The sequence below is a fragment of the Streptomyces sp. NPDC088254 genome (assembly GCF_044740925.1).
Classification (GTDB): Bacteria; Actinomycetota; Actinomycetes; order Streptomycetales; family Streptomycetaceae; genus Streptomyces.
The window spans coordinates 528,564-545,085 of the sequence record NZ_JBIURQ010000001.1; the positions used below are offsets into that span (position 1 = coordinate 528,564).

The 16,522-nt window shown below is 71.8% G+C and carries 19 protein-coding genes; 12 read left to right on the top strand and 7 right to left on the bottom strand.

Annotated features, from left to right (window positions below):
- Positions 1–73: 73 nt before the first annotated feature.
- Positions 74–610, top strand: coding sequence for a MarR family winged helix-turn-helix transcriptional regulator (locus ACIOC0_RS02325; protein ID WP_402153150.1), 537 nt, complete (start codon positions 74–76; stop codon positions 608–610).
- Positions 611–650: 40 nt separating this feature from the next.
- Here the strand turns inward: ACIOC0_RS02325 and ACIOC0_RS02330 are convergent, their stop codons facing one another.
- A complete protein-coding gene (locus ACIOC0_RS02330) occupies positions 651–1,043 on the bottom strand; it encodes a VOC family protein (RefSeq protein WP_402151306.1) in 393 nt (130 codons plus the stop codon).
- Positions 1,044–1,161: 118 nt separating this feature from the next.
- On the opposite strand from ACIOC0_RS02330, the gene ACIOC0_RS02335 reads away from it, so the two are divergent.
- A complete protein-coding gene (locus tag ACIOC0_RS02335; protein ID WP_402151309.1) occupies positions 1,162–1,701 on the top strand; it encodes a GNAT family N-acetyltransferase in 540 nt (179 codons plus the stop codon).
- Between the two features lie 49 nt (positions 1,702–1,750).
- Here ACIOC0_RS02335 and ACIOC0_RS02340 read toward each other — a convergent pair whose 3' ends face one another.
- Entirely contained in the window at positions 1,751–2,434 is a 684-nt protein-coding gene (locus tag ACIOC0_RS02340; RefSeq protein ID WP_402151311.1) for a glycerophosphodiester phosphodiesterase, read from the bottom strand.
- A 256-nt stretch (positions 2,435–2,690) separates the two neighbouring features.
- Between ACIOC0_RS02340 and ACIOC0_RS02345 the strand changes: the two genes are divergently transcribed.
- The 4 genes from ACIOC0_RS02345 (at position 2,691) to ACIOC0_RS02360 (ending at position 6,599) form a co-directional block, all read left to right on the top strand.
- Positions 2,691–4,088, top strand: a complete 1,398-nt coding sequence (locus ACIOC0_RS02345) for a DUF6421 family protein (RefSeq protein ID WP_402151314.1) — start codon at positions 2,691–2,693, stop codon at positions 4,086–4,088.
- A 41-nt stretch (positions 4,089–4,129) separates the two neighbouring features.
- A complete protein-coding gene (locus tag ACIOC0_RS02350) occupies positions 4,130–4,876 on the top strand; it encodes an SDR family NAD(P)-dependent oxidoreductase (RefSeq protein ID WP_402153152.1) in 747 nt (248 codons plus the stop codon).
- Complete coding sequence (locus tag ACIOC0_RS02355) at positions 4,873–5,943, top strand: threonine aldolase family protein (protein WP_402151317.1); 1,071 nt, start codon at positions 4,873–4,875, stop codon at positions 5,941–5,943. Before ACIOC0_RS02350 ends, ACIOC0_RS02355 begins: the two co-directional genes overlap by 4 nt.
- An 83-nt stretch (positions 5,944–6,026) precedes the next feature.
- Positions 6,027–6,599, top strand: a complete 573-nt coding sequence (locus tag ACIOC0_RS02360) for a transglutaminase family protein (RefSeq protein ID WP_402151319.1) — start codon at positions 6,027–6,029, stop codon at positions 6,597–6,599.
- A gap of 25 nt (positions 6,600–6,624) precedes the next feature.
- On the opposite strand, the gene ACIOC0_RS02365 is transcribed toward ACIOC0_RS02360, so the two are convergent.
- Both ACIOC0_RS02365 and ACIOC0_RS02370 read right to left on the bottom strand, forming a co-directional pair.
- Positions 6,625–7,353: a 1-acyl-sn-glycerol-3-phosphate acyltransferase gene (locus tag ACIOC0_RS02365; protein ID WP_130440421.1), complete on the bottom strand. Its 729-nt coding sequence runs from the start codon at positions 7,351–7,353 to the stop codon at positions 6,625–6,627.
- A gap of 189 nt (positions 7,354–7,542) precedes the next feature.
- Entirely contained in the window at positions 7,543–7,959 is a 417-nt protein-coding gene (locus ACIOC0_RS02370; protein ID WP_402151322.1) for a DUF4395 domain-containing protein, read from the bottom strand.
- Positions 7,960–8,034: 75 nt separating this feature from the next.
- Here ACIOC0_RS02370 and ACIOC0_RS02375 point away from each other — a divergent pair, with 75 nt between their 5' ends.
- From ACIOC0_RS02375 to ACIOC0_RS02390, 4 genes are all read left to right on the top strand, one after another.
- Positions 8,035–8,448: a thioredoxin family protein gene (locus ACIOC0_RS02375; protein ID WP_402151325.1), complete on the top strand. Its 414-nt coding sequence runs from the start codon at positions 8,035–8,037 to the stop codon at positions 8,446–8,448.
- 208 nt (positions 8,449–8,656) lie between these two features.
- Positions 8,657–9,166 carry a flavin reductase family protein gene (locus ACIOC0_RS02380; protein WP_402151328.1) on the top strand — a complete coding sequence of 170 codons (510 nt, stop codon included), beginning with the start codon at positions 8,657–8,659 and terminating at the stop codon, positions 9,164–9,166.
- A 221-nt stretch (positions 9,167–9,387) separates the two neighbouring features.
- Positions 9,388–10,176: an electron transfer flavoprotein subunit beta/FixA family protein gene (locus tag ACIOC0_RS02385; RefSeq protein ID WP_130440425.1), complete on the top strand. Its 789-nt coding sequence runs from the start codon at positions 9,388–9,390 to the stop codon at positions 10,174–10,176.
- Positions 10,177–10,224: 48 nt separating this feature from the next.
- A complete protein-coding gene (locus ACIOC0_RS02390) occupies positions 10,225–11,187 on the top strand; it encodes an electron transfer flavoprotein subunit alpha/FixB family protein (protein WP_130440427.1) in 963 nt (320 codons plus the stop codon).
- 99 nt (positions 11,188–11,286) lie between these two features.
- On the opposite strand, the gene ACIOC0_RS02395 is transcribed toward ACIOC0_RS02390, so the two are convergent.
- Positions 11,287–12,222, bottom strand: coding sequence for an endonuclease/exonuclease/phosphatase family protein (locus ACIOC0_RS02395; RefSeq protein WP_402151331.1), 936 nt, complete (start codon positions 12,220–12,222; stop codon positions 11,287–11,289).
- A gap of 172 nt (positions 12,223–12,394) precedes the next feature.
- Here ACIOC0_RS02395 and ACIOC0_RS02400 point away from each other — a divergent pair, with 172 nt between their 5' ends.
- A complete protein-coding gene (locus tag ACIOC0_RS02400) occupies positions 12,395–13,693 on the top strand; it encodes a DUF6986 family protein (protein WP_402151334.1) in 1,299 nt (432 codons plus the stop codon).
- A 78-nt stretch (positions 13,694–13,771) separates the two neighbouring features.
- Here ACIOC0_RS02400 and ACIOC0_RS02405 read toward each other — a convergent pair whose 3' ends face one another.
- Positions 13,772–14,161: a VOC family protein gene (locus ACIOC0_RS02405; protein ID WP_402151337.1), complete on the bottom strand. Its 390-nt coding sequence runs from the start codon at positions 14,159–14,161 to the stop codon at positions 13,772–13,774.
- Between the two features lie 127 nt (positions 14,162–14,288).
- Positions 14,289–15,338, bottom strand: coding sequence for a LacI family DNA-binding transcriptional regulator (locus ACIOC0_RS02410; protein ID WP_402151339.1), 1,050 nt, complete (start codon positions 15,336–15,338; stop codon positions 14,289–14,291).
- 182 nt (positions 15,339–15,520) lie between these two features.
- Here ACIOC0_RS02410 and ACIOC0_RS02415 point away from each other — a divergent pair, with 182 nt between their 5' ends.
- Positions 15,521–16,471 carry an ROK family protein gene (locus ACIOC0_RS02415; protein ID WP_402151342.1) on the top strand — a complete coding sequence of 317 codons (951 nt, stop codon included), beginning with the start codon at positions 15,521–15,523 and terminating at the stop codon, positions 16,469–16,471.
- Positions 16,472–16,522 lie beyond the last annotated feature (51 nt).

A 16,522-nucleotide genomic window follows, 5' to 3' on the forward strand; every position in this document is an offset into this window, starting at 1 on the left:
CCGGCGGACCTACCCGGACACGGGGCAGTCGGCCGTCGGCACGGCGCAACCGGCGTCCGCCCACGGCCCCCGGATCGCCGCACCGCAGGCGTCCGCCCAAGGCCACCGCGCCGACACCGTCGCCGCCGTGGTCCGGCAGTGGGGAGCCGTGCGGCCGGACCTCGACACCGGGCCCATGGAGATCATCGGCCGGGTCAACCGCTGCGCGGCCCTCCTCCAGCAGGCCGAGGACGCCCCGCTGCGCCGTGCCGGTCTCAGCCGGCCCGAGTTCGACCTGCTGGGCGCGCTGCGCCGCACCGGCCACGAGCTGACCCCCGGCGAACTGGCCCGGGAGACCTTCTCCTCGGGCGCCGCCGTCACCAAGCGCGTCAAGCAGCTGACCGAACGCGGCCTGGTGGAGCGCCGCGTGGACACCCGCGACCGCCGCGTCGCCCATGTACGCCTCACCGACGTCGGCCGTGACCTCGTGGACGGTGTCCTGCCCGAGCAACTCGCCTACGAGAGGGCCGTACTCTCTGCCCTGGACGGCGCCCGGCAGGGCGAACTGGCCGATCTGCTGGGCGAGTTGCTGAGCTGCCTGGAAGGACACATGCGGACCTTCACCCTCTGACCCCCTCGCGCCGACGGAACGCCCCGGGGGCCAGGTGGGCTCACAGGCCCGGCCGGTACCGCAGCGGATGGTCGGCCGGCACCTCCACCAGCACGATCGGTGTCCCGTCCGGGTCCTCGACCCACATCTCGACCAGGCCCCACGGCTCCCGCACCGGTTCCCGCGCCACCCGCACGCCCTTGGCGCGCAGCTCCTCGTGCGCCGCCGCCACGTCCGCGACCTGCATCCACAGCCGCACGGCGGGGTCCGGCGGGCTCTCCGCACGCCCCGAGACCTCCAGGAAGCCGCCGCCGAGGAAGTAGACGGTGCCGCGCTCTGCCCCCGTCCCGAACTCGCGGTAGACGGCGAGGCCGAGCTGCTCCCCGTAGAAGGCGCGGGAACGCTCCGGGTCGGTGGGATGGAGCAGGATCCGGCTGCTGAGTACATGCACCATGCGACGGGAGCATAGGGGCCGTTCAGCAGGCGCCGGGTTAGGCTCGGCGCTGCACCCGCCGGGCGCACGGCGCGTGCCGCGCCCCGCCCGCTCGACACCGCAGACCGGAGACCGTCGTATGGACACCACCGCCACCGCGCTCACCTTCCGCGACGCCGTCGACACCGACGTGGACGCTCTGGTCGGCCTCGTCGAGTCGGCTTACCGCGGGGACTCCAGCCGGTCCGGGTGGACCACGGAGGCGGACATACTCCACGGGCAGCGAACCGACCCCGAGGGCGTCCTGGAGATCGTCAAGTCGCCCGACGGCAAGGTCCTGGTCGCCGAGCGGGACGGCCGGATCGTCGCCTGCTGCCAGCTCGAACACCGCGGCGACCACGCCTACTTCGGGATGTTCGCGGTCAGCCCGACCGAGCAGGGCTCGGGCCTCGGCCGGACGGTACTCACGCGGGCCGAGCAGCTGGCCCGCGAGACCTGGGGCGCCACCGAGATGCACATGACGGTGATCTCGGTGCGCGAGGAGCTGATCGCCTGGTACGAGCGGCGCGGCTACCGCCGTACGGGCCGGATGACGCCGTTCCCGTACGGCGACGAGCGGTTCGGCATCCCGCAGCGCGACGATCTGCAGTTCGAGCTGCTGGTCAAGGAACTCACCTGACCGCCACCCGCTGACACGGGGAAGGCCCGCCCGACGTGCGTGACAGCCCTCACGCCGTGAGGCGGCCCGCCTGCTTGATCTCGGGCCGGTCGGTGGTCGCGCCGTCCAGCTCCAGGGCTCGTACGAGCCGCAGATGCTCCGGCGTGTTGACCACCCAGCCGAAGATCCGCAGGCCCTGAGCGCGGGCCCGTTCGACGATCTCCAGGGTGAGCCGCCGGATGTCCAGGCACACCGTCGCGGCCCCCACGGCCACCGCCCGCTCGACGATGTCGACGCCGTACCGGCTGCCCACCAGCGCGGTGCGCACCCCGGGGACCAGGCGGGCGATCTCGGCGACCGCCTCGTCGTGGAACGAGGAGACCTCGACGCGGTCCACCAGGGCGCGCGCCCGCATCACCTCGGCGAGCGCCCGTGCCGCCCGCACGTCCTTGATCTCGGCCTGGACCGGCAGCGACACCGCCTCCAGGACCTCCTCGAACACCGGCACCCGCTCCCCGCGCCCCGCGTCGAGCGCGCGCAGCTCGTCGAGCGTGAGGTCGGCGATCGGCCCGCTGCCGTCGGTCGTGCGGTCCACGTCCGCGTCGTGCATGACCACGAGCGCGCCGTCCTTGCTCAGGTGCAGATCGAGCTCCACGACGTCCAGGCCGGCCCGCTCGGCGGCGACGAAGGAACGGAGGGTGTTCTCGGGCTCGACACCCATCACTCCGCGGTGACCGATGGTGAGGAAGTTCACGACTGGACTCGCTTTCGTCGTCGGCTACGCCGGGACCGGCGGCCGGACGGCCGGGTGCCGGCGCGGGCAGATGTCTGCGCCGACGATCGCCTACCCCGTCGACCGTGGCGAAAGTCATGGCATACGTGAAGGGAAACAGGAAAAAGAGCGGTGACCATGGCGGTGCGCAGGATGATTTCCCGCACTCCCTCTTGCTGGAAGAAAGCTCGTATGTCTACGGTGTCCGTACGCAAGGTTCTCCAGTGAGGGATGGGACATGACGGAAATTCTTGTGCAGGTGGGTTCGGAGGACCAGGCTCCTCCCGTGGTCAGGGTGGTGGACCACCCGGCCTGGCCCGTGCTCAAGGATGCCGTGGAGCGGATCCGCCCCTGGCAGTCGAAGGACGGGTCGATCGACTTCGCGGCCGAGGGCGCCCCCGAGCGCTCCGACGCCGAGCACGCCCTGCGTCAGGTGGTCGACGCGGTCGAGGAGCTGTCCCCGCTGCTCCCGCACGACGCCGACTACCACCGCGCCCTGGTGAAGGACCTGCGCCGCTGGTCCGAAGGCGGCTTCGAGGTGCCGGACTTCCTCGACTCCCTGCTGGCCTTCCAGCCCGCCGCGAACCGCCGCGACGGCCTCCAGCACCTGGTGCTCTTCCCGATGTACACGCAGAACGGCAACCCGGACCGCAACCTCGAGGCGGTCGTGCTGCGCATGGTCTGGCCCGACTGGCTGGCCGAGCTGGAGCGCACCCGCTACGACAACCCGCTGTTCTGCGGCATCACCTTCGAGGACTTCACCTCCGGCTACGACACCAACTCCGCCGTCCTCTTCCCGGAGACCATCGCCGTCCGCGAGGCGCCGGAACGATTCTCCTGGGGTGGCATCTTCTGCGACCGCGAGGCCGCCCGCTTCCGCCGGGTGACCGACGCCGCCGTCGACATCCTGGGCCTGGAACTGCCCGAGGACATCGCCGCCATGGTCCACGACCAGAAGCGCTGCGAGGAGGCCTTCGTCCTGTGGGACATGGTCCACGACCGCACCCACAGCCACGGCGACCTGCCCTTCGACCCCTTCATGATCAAGCAGCGCCAGCCGTTCTGGATGTACGGCCTGGAGGAGCTGCGCTGCGACCTCACCGCCTTCAAGGAGGCCGTCAAGCTCCAGGCGGACGGCGTCCCGCAGGCCCGCGACGTGCAGTACGCGGTGCTGTTCGACCGCATGTTCCGCTTCCCCGTCACCGGCGAGCGCGTGCGCAACTACGACGGCCTCGGCGGCCAGCTGCTCTTCGCCTACCTGCACAAGCACGACGTGGTGCGCTGGACCGACAACAAGCTGCACATCGACTGGGAGCGCGCCCCGAAGGTCACCAACGAGCTGTGCGGCGAGATCGAGAAGCTCTACCGCGACGGCATCGACCGCCCCAAGCTGGTCCACTGGTTCGCCGGCTACGAGCTGGTCTCCACCTACCTCGCCCCGCACCCCGGCTCCAAGTGGGCCAAGGGTCCCGACGCCCTCGACCTGAGCCAGCCGCCGCGCAAGCTCGTCGATGACGTGCTTCCCGACGAGTTTCCCCTGAGCATGTTCTATGAGGCCCTGTCCAAGAAGCTGAAGAACGTGATCGCCTCCACCAAGGGCATCACGGCGGACGGCGCCGAGCGGATCGCCGCGTGAGCGACCTGCGTACCGAGAACACTGCTCAGGAGGCGAAGACCATGGGGAACGGGGCACTCAGCGGTGCGGTCATCGCGGTGGCCGGAGCGGGCGGACCCGCGGGCCGTGCCGCGCTGCTGCGCCTGGCCGAGGCCGGCGCGACCGTAGTCGGGGCGGACAACGACCCCGAGCGGCTCGCGGAGGCCGTGGACGCGGCCCGTTACGCCTCCGGTGGCGCCAGCGTCACCGGTGAGCCGGTTGACCTGCTCGACCTCCAGTCCACCCGCGACTGGGCCGCGCACATCGAGAAGGACTTCGGCCGCGTCGACGGCCTGGTCCACCTCGTCGGCGGCTGGCGCGGCAGCGAGACGTTCATCAAGACCAGCCTGGACGACTGGGACTTCCTCGAACTCCTGCTGATCCGCACGGTGCAGCACACCTCGCTGGCCTTCTACGACGCGCTGCAGCGCAGCGACCGCGGGCGCTACGTGCTGATCAGCGCCGCCGGCGCGACGAAGCCCACGGCGGGCAACGCCTCGTACGCCGCCGCCAAGGCCGCCGCCGAGGCGTGGACGCTCGCGCTGGCCGACGCCTTCCGCAAGGCCGGGGGCCCCGAGGGGCCGACCTCCGCGGCTGCGATCCTGGTCGTGAAGGCGCTGGTGCACGACGCGATGCGCGCCGAGCGACCCAACGCGAAGTTCGCGGGCTTCACCGACGTCAAGGACCTGGCCGAGGCCGTCGCCGACGTCTGGCAGAAGTCCGCCGCCGAAGTGAACGGACACCGTCTGTGGCTCACCGAGAAGCCGTGAACCCTTCCAAGACCGACGCGCGCCGCCGTCATGACCCGCAGGTCCGCGGATTCGCCAGCGACAACTACGCGGGGGCGCACCCGGAGGTGATGGCGGCCCTGGCCCTGGCCAACGGCGGCCATCAGGTCGCGTACGGGGAGGACGACTACACCGAGAACCTCCAGGGGATCGTCCGCAGCCACTTCGGCCCCACGGCGGAGGCCTTCCCGGTCTTCAACGGCACCGGCGCCAACGTCCTCGCGCTGCAGGCGCTCACAAACCGCTGGGGCGCGGTGGTGTGCGCCGAGAGCGCCCACATCAACGTGGACGAGGGCGGCGCACCCGAACGCATGGGCGGACTGAAGCTGCTCACGGTGCCCACCCCGGACGGCAAGCTCACCCCCGAGCTGATCGACAAGCAGGCCTGGGGCTGGGACGACGAGCACCGCGCGATGCCGCAGGTCGTCTCGATCACCCAGAGCACCGAGCTCGGCACGCTCTACACCCCGGACGAGATCCGCGCGATCTGCGACCACGCCCACGCGCGCGGGATGAAGGTCCACCTCGACGGCTCCCGCATAGCCAACGCGGCGGCCTCGCTGAACGTGCCGATGCGCACGTTCACCAACGCGGTCGGTGTCGACGTCCTCTCCCTCGGGGGGACGAAGAACGGGGCCCTGTTCGGCGAGGCGGTCGTGGTGATCAACCAGGACGCCGTCAGCCACATGAAGCACCTGCGCAAGCTGTCCATGCAGCTCGCCTCCAAGATGCGCTTCGTGTCGGTGCAGTTGGAAGCTCTGCTCGCCAAGGACCTGTGGCTGCGCAACGCCCGCCACGCCAACGAGATGGCGCAGCGGCTGGCCGAGGGCGTCCGCGCCGTGCACGGCGTCGAGATCGTCTACCCGGTCCAGGTCAACGCCGTGTTCGCCAAGCTGCCCAACGACGTGAGCGAGCGGCTGCAGAAGAAGTTCCGCTTCTACTTCTGGGACGAGCCGGCCGGCGTCGTCCGCTGGATGTGCTCCTACGACACCACGGAGGACGACGTGGACGCGTTCCTCGCCGCCCTCAAGGAGGAAATGGCCCGCTGAGAGGCTGCCCAAAACTGCATAGGTATGCGATCACCCGAAAAGTCATTGACCGTCGGGTGATCGCTTTCCTATGCTCTCGCGCCATGCAGCTGATCCAGGAGAACCCCGACCTGTCCGCCTACCTGGCCGCGGACGAGGTCATCGACCATCACCATTCGCTGGTACGGGAGACCGCCGCGCGCCTCGCTGTCGAGGCGGAGGACTCGTATGCCTATGCGCGCCTGGCTTTCGCCTACGTCCGCGACACCATCCCCCACTCGCAGGACTCCGGCGACCCGCGCGTCACCTGGCGCGCCTCCGACGTCCTGGAGCAGCGGACCGGCATCTGCTACGCCAAGGCCCACGCCCTGACCGCGCTGCTGCGGGCCGAGGACATCCCTACCGCGCTGTGCTATCAGAAGCTCGACGTGGTGCACGGACTGGTCGCCGTTCGCTTCCACGGTGCCTGGCACCGCCAGGACCCGCGCGGCAACAAACCGGGCGTGAACGCCCGCTTCTCCCTGAACGGCGAGCAGCTGGCCTTCACGCCCGACGTCGAGGCCGGAGAGTACGACCACCCGGTGCTGTACGCCGCTGCGCATCCGGGCGTGCTGAGCGTGCTGAAGGCGGCTCCGGACCGCCCCCGCCTCTGGGGGGCGCTCCCCATCGCGTTGTGAGCCGGCGCGCCGCGCGCGGGTGAGGTCAGCGGGCCTCGGCCGCGCGTACCTGCTCCGGGGTGGGGGCCGTGCCGCCGAGGTGGGCCGGCATCCACCAGGTGTCCTCGGAGTCCTTGGGGCGCACCGGATAGGCGCGCTGCGCGGCCTCCAGGAGCTCCTGGACGCGCTCGCGCAGCTGCCGGGTGATCGCCCCCGCGTACTTGTCGCGGGAGGCCTCGATCGCCTCCCCGACCCGAATGGTGATGGGGGTGTGGCTGCGCTTGAAGTTGCGCGGGTGCCCCTTCGTCCACAGCCGCTGCGTGCCCCACACGGCCATCGGGATCAGCGGGACGCCCGCCTCCTGGGCCAGCCGGGCGGCGCCCGACTTGAAGCTCTTCAGCGTGAACGACTCGGAGATCGTGGCCTCGGGGAAGACGCCGACGATCTCACCGGAGCGCAGTGAGTCCAGGGCGTGCGCGTAGGCGGCCTCGCCCTGCTTGCGGTCCACCGGGATGTGCTTCATGCCGCGCATCAGCGGGCCGGAGATCTTGTGCCGGAACACCGACTCCTTGGCCATGAACCGCACCAGACGCTTCTGCGGCAGTGCGGCGAAGCCGTCGAAGATGAAGTCGAGGTAGCTGATGTGGTTGCTCACCAGCACGGCTCCGCCCGAGCGCGGGATGTTCTCCGACCCCTTGCAGTCGATCTTGAGGTCCCACACCTTGAACAGGGTCTGGGCGAGGCCGACGACGGGGCGGTAGACAAGCTCTGCCATGGGCGGGGCGAACCCTTCCTTCTCTCTGCCCGCGGGTGGTGTCCCGAGGGGCAAAGTTACGCAGCCGTAGGTTAACGGCTTGTCGCAGATCGTGCCCGAAGAACGGCTCGGGAGCCAGCCCTGGTGCCCTCGAACCGCGAGATCCTCGTCACTTCGGCCCCCTGACCGACCTGTGCTTTTAGATCGTCTTTACTTTGCTCGTACCGCCGACCTGCGGACGAGCAGGTACATCTCGCAGCCCAGGCAGTACCCGAAAGCAGCATTGAGGAACGCGGCCGCGAGCGCCGCCGCGGTCGCCGCGAGCCCCAGCCACCCGGGACCCAGTGTGAAGCCGACGAGTCCGACGCCCGCGAAGAGCAGCCCCACCGCCTGGGCGAACCGCGGCGGCTGGGGCGGTTCGAACTCCGTCGGCGGCCCCAGTCCGGGCCGCACCGCCACCCGCCAGGCCCACCCGTACGGCGAGCGCCCCACGCCGCCCGCCGCGCCGAGCGCGAACGCCAGCGTCTGCCAGGCCAGCAGCCAGGCGCTCCCGGTGATCAGCACGACCGCGAGCACGGCGGTCGTCACGGCCGCCCCGAAGCGCGGCCCCCTCGCGTCGATGTCCATGAATCAAGCATTCCGCAACGGGAACACCTCCGGGAGCCGGGAATCTTTGCGCTCTGATGAACGCTGGTGCCGGGGATGACGGGACTCATGGTGTGCGTGGCGGTGCTCGCGGCGGCGAGCGCCTACGGAGTGCTGCACCGACGGCGGAACGGGAGAGTACGCGTGCGCGGACGCGACGAGGGACAGTGGCTCGACGCCGGCCGGCTCGGCGGGGAACTCGGCGAGCGGGCCACGCTCGTGCAGTTCTCCAGTGCCTTCTGCGCCCCCTGCCGGGCCACCCGCCGTGTCCTCGGGGAGGTCGCCGGCATGGTCCCGGGCGTCGCCCATGTGGAGATCGACGCCGAGGCCCACCTGGACCTCGTCCGTGACCTCGGCATCCTCAAGACCCCGACCGTGCTGGTCCTCGACGCGGACGGCCGCGTGGTGCGCCGGGCCGCCGGCCAGCCCCGCAAGGCCGACGTCATCGCCGCCCTCGGGGAGGCCGTGTGAGGCCGGTGCCGGGCGCGGCGCGACGGCTCCCGGATGCCGGGACGGACTTGACTGCGCATGTCACCTGTCGTCAGCCTGACCGTATGCCGCAGGAACTCCTTCTCCACGCGCGGGTCCACGTCGACCTCGTGCGGACCGCGAGCGCGCGCTGTCCGGGCCGGTGAGCCCCCGCGACCCCGCTCGTCCCCTCCCGCAGAAGGATCGCCTCATGACGGCCACGTCCGGCCTCAGCACCCCCCAGCTCGCCTCACCCGGCCTGCTGCGCTCCGTCTTCCGCCGCCACGCCGCCGGCGTCGCCGTGATCACCGCGCCCGGCGAGAGCGGCCCGGTCGGATTCACCGCGACCTCGCTCACCTCCGTCTCCGCCGAGCCGCCGATGCTCTCCTTCGGGGTCGGCACCGGCGCGTCCAGCTGGCCGGCCCTCTCCCGCGCCGACCATGTCGGCGTGCACATACTCGGCGAGCACCAGCGTGAGCTGGCCGCCACCTTCGCCCGCAGCGGCGCCGACCGGTTCGCCGCGCCCACCGCCTGGCGCGAGGGCCCCGAGGGCGTTCCCGTCCTGGACGACGTGCTCGCCTGGCTCGTCTGCCGGGTCGTCGCGCGCGTGCCCGCCGGGGACCACCGCATCGTGCTGGCGGAGGTCGTCGTCGGGGACCCGGCCGGCGCGGGGCGGCCGCTGCTCTACCACGAGGGCGGGTTCACGGCCCTGCGGGACTGACGCCGCGGGCCCGCTCGTCTGCGTAGCGGGCGGGATCCGATTACGCTGCGTTGCACAGGTCACAGTTCAAAGCGCTTGCTTAGCGGGAACGAACTGGGTGTACTGGCGAGTAATATTTCGGTCGGAGCGCGGGCCGCCCCGACCGGGATCGGCCGCTTGCAGCGCCTATGCTGCCTGCAAGAAGGCAGCCGAGAACTGACGATTGCAGTAGGAGAGCCGGCGTGAGCTTGAGGATCGTTGTCACTGTGAAGTACGTGCCCGACGCCACTGGCGACCGGCACTTCGCCGATGACCTGACCGTCGACCGGGACGACGTGGACGGTCTGCTCTCCGAGCTCGACGAGTACGCCGTCGAGCAGGCGCTGCAGATCTCCGAGAACTCCGACGACGACGTCGAGGTCACCGTCCTGACCGTCGGCCCCGAGGACGCCAAGGACGCGCTGCGCAAGGCGCTGTCGATGGGCGCCGACAAGGCCGTCCACGTCGAGGACGACGACCTGCACGGCACCGACGCCATCGGCACCTCCCTGGTCCTGGCCAAGGCCATCGAGAAGGCCGGCTACGACCTGGTGATCTCCGGCATGGCCTCCACCGACGGCACCATGGGCGTCGTCCCGGCCCTGCTGGCCGAGCGCCTGGGCGTTCCGCAGGTCACCCTGCTGTCCGAGGTCTCCGTCGAGGACGGCACCGTCAAGGGCCGCCGCGACGGCGACGCCGCCTCGGAGCAGCTCGAGGCCTCCCTGCCGGCCGTCGTGTCGGTCACCGACCAGTCCGGCGAGGCGCGCTACCCGTCCTTCAAGGGCATCATGGCCGCCAAGAAGAAGCCGGTGGAGTCCTGGGACCTGTCCGACCTCGACATCGACGCCGACGAGGTCGGCCTGGAGAGCGCCTGGACCAAGGTCGAGTCCGCGTCCGAGCGCCCCGCGCGCACCGCCGGCACGATCGTCAAGGACGAGGGCGAGGGCGGCAAGCAGCTCGCCGACTACCTCGCGGGCCAGAAGTTCATCTAGAGCCCACGCCGACCGCCCCTCAACTTCGTTTCGCAGGAGAGCAATCCCATGGCTGAAGTCCTCGTCTACGTCGACCACGTGGACGGCGCCGTCCGCAAGCCCACCCTGGAGCTGCTGACGCTCGCCCGCCGCGTCGGCGAGCCCGTCGCCGTCGCCCTCGGCGCCGGCGCCGAGAACACCGCCGCCGCGCTCGCCGAGCACGGCGCGGTCAAGGTCCTCACGCACGACGCCTCCGAGTACGCCGACTACCTCGTCGTACCGAAGGTGGACGCGCTGCAGGCCGCCGTCGAAGCCGTCTCCCCGGCCGCCGTCCTGGTCCCCTCCTCCGCCGAGGGCAAGGAGATCGCCGCGCGGCTCGCGCTGCGCATCGGCTCCGGCATCATCACCGACGCCGTCGACCTCGAGGCCGGCGACGAGGGCCCGGTGGCCACCCAGTCGGTGTTCGCCGCGTCCTTCACCACCAAGTCCCGTGTCTCCAAGGGCACCCCGGTCATCACCGTCAAGCCGAACAGCGCCGCCGTCGAGGCCGCGCCGGCCGCCGGCAGCGTCGAGGCGCTGAGCGTGACCTTCTCCGCCCAGGCCACCGGCACCAAGGTCACCGGCCGCACCCCGCGCGAGTCGACCGGGCGTCCGGAGCTGACCGAGGCCGCGATCGTCGTCTCCGGCGGCCGCGGCGTCAACGGCGCGGAGAACTTCTCGATCATCGAGGCCCTCGCCGACTCCCTCGGCGCGGCCGTCGGCGCCTCCCGCGCCGCCGTCGACGCCGGCTGGTACCCGCACACCAACCAGGTCGGCCAGACCGGCAAGTCGGTCTCGCCGCAGCTGTACATCGCCAACGGCATCTCCGGCGCGATCCAGCACCGCGCCGGCATGCAGACCTCGAAGACCATCGTGGCCGTCAACAAGGACCCCGAGGCCCCGATCTTCGACCTGGTCGACTACGGCGTCGTCGGCGACCTCTTCGAGGTCGTCCCGCAGCTCACCGAGGCGATCAAGGTCCGTAAGGGCTGATCACCCGCTGACACGCCGCCCGGCACCCGCCGGACCACCCGAGGCCCCCGTGACCGCACACCGGTCACGGGGGCCTCGGCCCGCTCCCACACCCGTCGCTCATCCCGTCGACACGGAGGCCAGCACCGGCACGTGGTCGCTCGCGTAACGGCCGTCCAGCGTGAACGTGTCGACCCAGCTGCGGTGGACCGTCACCCCCGGCGTCGCCAGAATCCAGTCGATCCGGGGGCCGCCCGGCCGCAGCGGCTGGTACGCGTGGAACGTCCCGAAGGCCTCACCGCGCTCGCGCGCCGTGTCCCAGGTGTCGACCAGACCGGCGCCCAGCAGCGTGTCGTACACCGGGGAACCGTGCGCGGGGACGTTGAAGTCGCCGGTCACCAGCAACGGCAGGGCCGGGTCGAACTCCGCGATCCGGGAGGCGATCAGGGCCGCGCCGCGCTCCCGCGCATATCGGCTCCTGTGATCGAGGTGGGTGTTCAGGAGGCAGAACTGCCGCCCCCCGGCCCGCACATCGCGGAAACGGACCCACGTGACCATGCGGGGGTGCATGCCGCCCCAGGTGTTGGAGCCGTGCACCTCCGGCGTGTCCGACAGCCAGAAGTGGGCGTGCTCCAGCGGGGTGAGCCGTCGAGTGTCGTAGAAGACGGCCATGGACTCCTGGTCCCCGCCGCCGCGCCCGGTGCCGATCCAGTCGAAGTGCGGCCCCAAGTCCGCCTCGATGTCCCGCAGTTGCGGCGGCTCGCCCTCCTGGGTGCCGATGACGTGCGGCGCCGCGCCCCGTAACAGCGCACGCATCGCCGGACGGCGGCTCTCCCAGCTGTGGGGTTCCTTGGTGCTGGGGAAGCGGAGGTTGAACGTCATGACCTCCAGCGGCGGGTACGGCGCCGGCGCCGCCGGACCCTCGTCGTCGGCCTCGGCCTCCACGGGCCGGTCGCGGGCCGCGGAGGACCGGCACATCCCGAGCAAGGGCACCCCGATGGCCGCCGCCACGGTCCTCAGCCCCGTGCGACGCGTGATTGCCCCGTTGTCCGCCATGTGCCACCTCCCTGATGATCCAGGATGAGGGTGCGAGCCGCCGTGCGGAAGGGGAATCAGGTGACTGGGGGAAACCGGGGGAACGACAGGGTGTTGACCGACGCGAAGATCCACGGATAGCTTCGCACTACGGATTGTTGATTCCGTACACCGGAAAACAGGAGGTCGCGGGATGGGACACGGCCGGCAGGAGACGGTGGCCACGAGCCTCCCGGCAGCCGTCAGCGAGGCCGTCGGCGCCTCCCTCGCACCCGTCGACGCCGAACTCGACCGCCGCTACCCCGGCGACCCCGGCACCCGCCAGCCCGTCCACACCGTCTACGTCCCCGGCGACGCCTTCACCGCCGGCACCGTCCGCTCCTGGGGCGACCAGGCCCTCGCCGCCCTCGACGAACACGCCCCCGACGCCGCCGCCCTCGCCGCCGTCCTCGAACTGCCCCGCGACCTCGCCGAAGACGTGTACGCGCGCGTGCGCGCCAAGCTGGCCCGCGAACCCGTCGAGGACCTGCGCGTCGACTTCGAGGACGGCTACGGCGTCCGCCCCGACGCCGAGGAGGACGAGGCCGCCGCCCGCGCCGCTCGGCTGATCGCCGAGGCCCACGCCCTGGGCACCGCCACCCCCTGTGCCGGCATCCGCATGAAGTGCATGGAGGCCGCCGTCCGCGACCGCGGCATCCGCACCCTCGACGTTTTCCTCACCGGCCTCACCGCGGCGGGCCCCCTGCCCGGCGGACTGCTGCTCACCCTGCCCAAGGTGACCTACCCGCAGCAGGTCACCGCCATGGTCCGGCTCCTGGAGGCCTTCGAGAAGGCGCACGGACTCACCCCCGGCCGGCTCGGCTTCGAGATCCAGATCGAGACCAGCCAGGCCATCCTCGCCACCGACGGCACCGCCACCGTCGCCCGCATGATCCAGGCCGCCGAGGGCCGCGCCACGGGCCTGCACTACGGCACCTTCGACTACAGCGCCTGCCTCGGCGTCTCCGCCGCCCACCAGGCGAGCGACCACCCGGCCGCCGACCACGCCAAGGCGGTCATGCAGGTCGCCGCGGCCGGCACCGGCGTACGCGTCTGCGACGGCTCCACCAACGTCCTGCCGGTCGGTTCCACCGAGCGGGTACACGAAGCCTGGCGGCTGCACTACCGCCTCACCCGCCGCGCTCTCGCCCGCGCCTACTACCAGGGCTGGGACATGCACCCCGGCCACCTCCCGACCCGCTACGCCGCCGTCTACGCCTTCTACCGCGAGGGATTCGCCCAGGCCGCCGAGCGGCTTGCCCGCTACGCCCATCGGCGCACCGGGGACGTCATGGACGAGCCGGCCACCGCCAAGGCCCTCAGCGGGCATGTGCTGCGCGGGCTGGACTGCGGCGCGCTCGACCCCGAGGAGGTGACGGGCGCGACGGGCCTCACGCGGGCCGCGCTGGAGGCGTTCGCCACACCGCGCCCGAGCGGCCTCACGGCGTCCTGAGCCGGACGGCGCGGGCCGGGCACCCTGAGCCGGGTGGCCGGACGGGACGAGACCGCCCGGCCGGCCACCCGCTGCGGACTACTGCTCGGGGAAGGTGTACGGGGTGGTGATGATCTCCATGCCGTGACCCGCCGGATCCATGAAGTACAGACCGCGGCCGCCGTGGTGGTGATTGATCTCGCCCGGCTGCCTGCCGTGCGGATCGGCGAAGTACGTGATCCCCGCCTGCCTGATCCGGCCGAACGCCGCGTCGAACTCCTCGTCGGAGACGAGGAACGCGTAGTGCTGCATGACGATCTTCTCCGCGGGGATCGCGGCGAAGTCCAGGGTGACGCCGTTGGCGGTGGTGACGGGGACGAAGGGGCCCCATGCGGTGCCGACTTCGAGTCCCAGGACGTGGGCGAGGAACTCGGCGGACTCCCGGTTGTCACGGGAGTGGACGATGGTGTGATCGAGGTTGACGGACATGAGTGGAATGCCTCCGTAAGGCAAACTCACGGGCACCTCCATGCCTCACCCGGACGGTGACCGACACGCGATGCCGTGCGCTCACCCTAACGGAGGATCAGGTGTACGCGCCCGGCATCTCGACCGCTCAGTCGGCCGGCGGCGTCTCGCCCGAGCCGCGGGCGACGAGCCGCGTCGGCAGCACGACACGCTCAGGGGCCGTGAGGGTGCCGTCCAGTTGCCGGAAGAGCCGTTCGGCGGCGGTGCGGCCGATGGCAGCCGCGTCCTGGGCGACCACCGTGACGCCCGGTTGCAGCAGATCCGCCAGCTCCAGGTCGTCGAAGGCGACCAGCGCGACCGGACGCTCCTGCCCGGCCAGCACCCGGATCACGGTGACCGTCACCCGGTTGTTGCCCGAGAAGATCGCCGTGACCGGCTCGGGCCCCGACAGCATCTCCTGTGCGGCCCGGCGCACCCGGCCCGGCTCCGTCACCCCCAGGGACGTCCAGGCGTCCGCCACGGCAATGCCCGCCTCCCGCATCGCCGTCCGGTAGCCCCGCAGCCGCTCGGCGGCCGTGTGGATGCGCGGCATGTCGCCGATGAACCCGATCCGGCGGTGGCCGTGCGCGACGAGATGCGCGACCCCCTCCCGGGCGCCCCCGAAGTTGTCCGACAGCACACAGTCCGCGTCGATCCGGCAGGCCGGCCGGTCGACGAACACCGTCGCCACACCCGCCCTGATCTCCGGCTCCAGATACCGGTGGTCGTCCCCGGCCGGGATGACCAGCAGCCCGTCCACCCGGCGCGCGCACAACGCCAGCGCCAACTCCTGCTCACGGTCCGGGTCCTCGGCGCTGGAGCCGTTGATCAGCAGCGCGCCGTGCGCCCGCGCCACCTCCTCCACCGCGCGGCTGAGCATGCCGTAGAACGGGTCGGCGAGATCCTCCAGCACGAGCCCGATGCTCGAGGTACGGCCCTTGCGCAGCACGCGCGCGCTGTCGTTGCGGCGGAAACCGAGCGCGTCGATCGCCTCCTGGACGCGCCGCTCCGTCTCCGGCGTGACGCCCGGTTCGTCGTTCACCACACGGGAGACGGTCTTCAGACCGACCCCGGCCCGCGCCGCGACGTCCTTCATGGTGGGACGGTTCCCGTAACGAGTTCCCGAGCTGCCGGCAGGGCGGCGGGGCGTCTCTGGCACGATGCGGTGTCCTGTCCTTCTGTCCACGGCTACAAGGTCCCCGGGTTCGCACGCGCGTACGAGGGCCTCGGGGATCGTATGACGATGTGGCGTCGAGCATAGAGCCTGGACAACGTTGTCATGCGCGGGGAGACTGTCTCCCGTCATGGATCCCGACGGTCGACGGGGGAGAACCGAGACTGATGCGCACCGACCTCGTGGCAGCGCTGGACATAGGCGGCACCAAGATCGCGGGAGCGCTGGTGGACCGCACCGGAGCCATCCTGGCCCGCGCCCAGCGGCCCACGCCCGCCCGGGAGGACGGCGACATCGTGATGCGGGCCGTCGAGGAGGTGCTCGCCGACCTGGCGGCCTCGCCGCTGTGGGAGCGCGCGCACGCCCTCGGCATCGGCAGCGCCGGCCCGGTGGACGCCGCCGCCGGCACCGTCAGCCCCGTCAACGTGCCCGGCTGGCGCGACTTCCCCCTCGTCGAACGCGTCCGGGCCGCGACCGGGAACCTCCCCGTCGAGCTGATCGGCGATGGCGTGGCGATCACGGCCGCCGAGCACTGGCTGGGCGCCGCACGCGGCCACGACGACGCGCTGTGCATGGTGGTCTCCACCGGCGTCGGCGGCGGCCTGGTGCTGAACGGCCGGCTGCACCCCGGCCCCACCGGCAATGCGGGCCACATCGGCCACGTCAGCGTCGACCTCGACGGCGACCCGTGCCCCTGCGGCGCGCGCGGCTGCGTCGAGCGGATCGCCAGCGGCCCCAACATCGCCCGCCGCGCCCTGGAGAACGGCTGGCAGCCCGGCCCGGACGGGGACGCCTCGGCGGCCGCGGTGGCCGCCGCCGCGCGCGCGGGCGACCCCGTCGCGGCCGCCTCCTTCGAGCGCGCCGCCCGGGCGCTGGCCGCCGGCATCGCCGCCACCGCCGCCCTCGTCGAGATCGACATCGCGGTGATCGGCGGAGGCGTCGGCAAGGCGGGTGACGTCCTCCTGACACCCCTGCGGCGCGCCCTGGCCGACTACGCGACGCTCTCCTTCGTCCAGCGCCTGAGAGTGGTGCCCGCCCAGATGGGCACGGACGCCGGCCTGGTCGGCGCCGCGGCCGCGGCACTGGCCGGCGGGACGAGTGCACGCGCGGGGGTATGAGGGGCAGGCGGCCAGGGCAGCGCGCCGGCGAGCGCGCCGCCCTGGCCACGA

Excerpts from the sequence above, each read along its gene's own strand:
- ACIOC0_RS02330 (WP_402151306.1), bottom strand. The coding sequence starts at position 1,043 with ATGGTGCATGTACTCAGCAGCCGGATCCTGCTCCATCCCACCGACCCG.
- ACIOC0_RS02335 (WP_402151309.1), top strand. The coding sequence starts at position 1,162 with ATGGACACCACCGCCACCGCGCTCACCTTCCGCGACGCCGTCGACACC.
- ACIOC0_RS02345 (WP_402151314.1), top strand. The coding sequence starts at position 2,691 with ATGACGGAAATTCTTGTGCAGGTGGGTTCGGAGGACCAGGCTCCTCCC.
- ACIOC0_RS02350 (WP_402153152.1), top strand. The coding sequence starts at position 4,130 with ATGGGGAACGGGGCACTCAGCGGTGCGGTCATCGCGGTGGCCGGAGCG.
- ACIOC0_RS02360 (WP_402151319.1), top strand. The coding sequence starts at position 6,027 with ATGCAGCTGATCCAGGAGAACCCCGACCTGTCCGCCTACCTGGCCGCG.
- ACIOC0_RS02365 (WP_130440421.1), bottom strand. The coding sequence starts at position 7,353 with ATGGCAGAGCTTGTCTACCGCCCCGTCGTCGGCCTCGCCCAGACCCTG.
- ACIOC0_RS02370 (WP_402151322.1), bottom strand. The coding sequence starts at position 7,959 with ATGGACATCGACGCGAGGGGGCCGCGCTTCGGGGCGGCCGTGACGACC.
- ACIOC0_RS02375 (WP_402151325.1), top strand. The coding sequence starts at position 8,035 with ATGACGGGACTCATGGTGTGCGTGGCGGTGCTCGCGGCGGCGAGCGCC.
- ACIOC0_RS02380 (WP_402151328.1), top strand. The coding sequence starts at position 8,657 with ATGACGGCCACGTCCGGCCTCAGCACCCCCCAGCTCGCCTCACCCGGC.
- ACIOC0_RS02390 (WP_130440427.1), top strand. The coding sequence starts at position 10,225 with ATGGCTGAAGTCCTCGTCTACGTCGACCACGTGGACGGCGCCGTCCGC.
- ACIOC0_RS02395 (WP_402151331.1), bottom strand. The coding sequence starts at position 12,222 with ATGGCGGACAACGGGGCAATCACGCGTCGCACGGGGCTGAGGACCGTG.
- ACIOC0_RS02400 (WP_402151334.1), top strand. The coding sequence starts at position 12,395 with ATGGGACACGGCCGGCAGGAGACGGTGGCCACGAGCCTCCCGGCAGCC.
- ACIOC0_RS02405 (WP_402151337.1), bottom strand. The coding sequence starts at position 14,161 with ATGTCCGTCAACCTCGATCACACCATCGTCCACTCCCGTGACAACCGG.
- ACIOC0_RS02415 (WP_402151342.1), top strand. The coding sequence starts at position 15,521 with ATGCGCACCGACCTCGTGGCAGCGCTGGACATAGGCGGCACCAAGATC.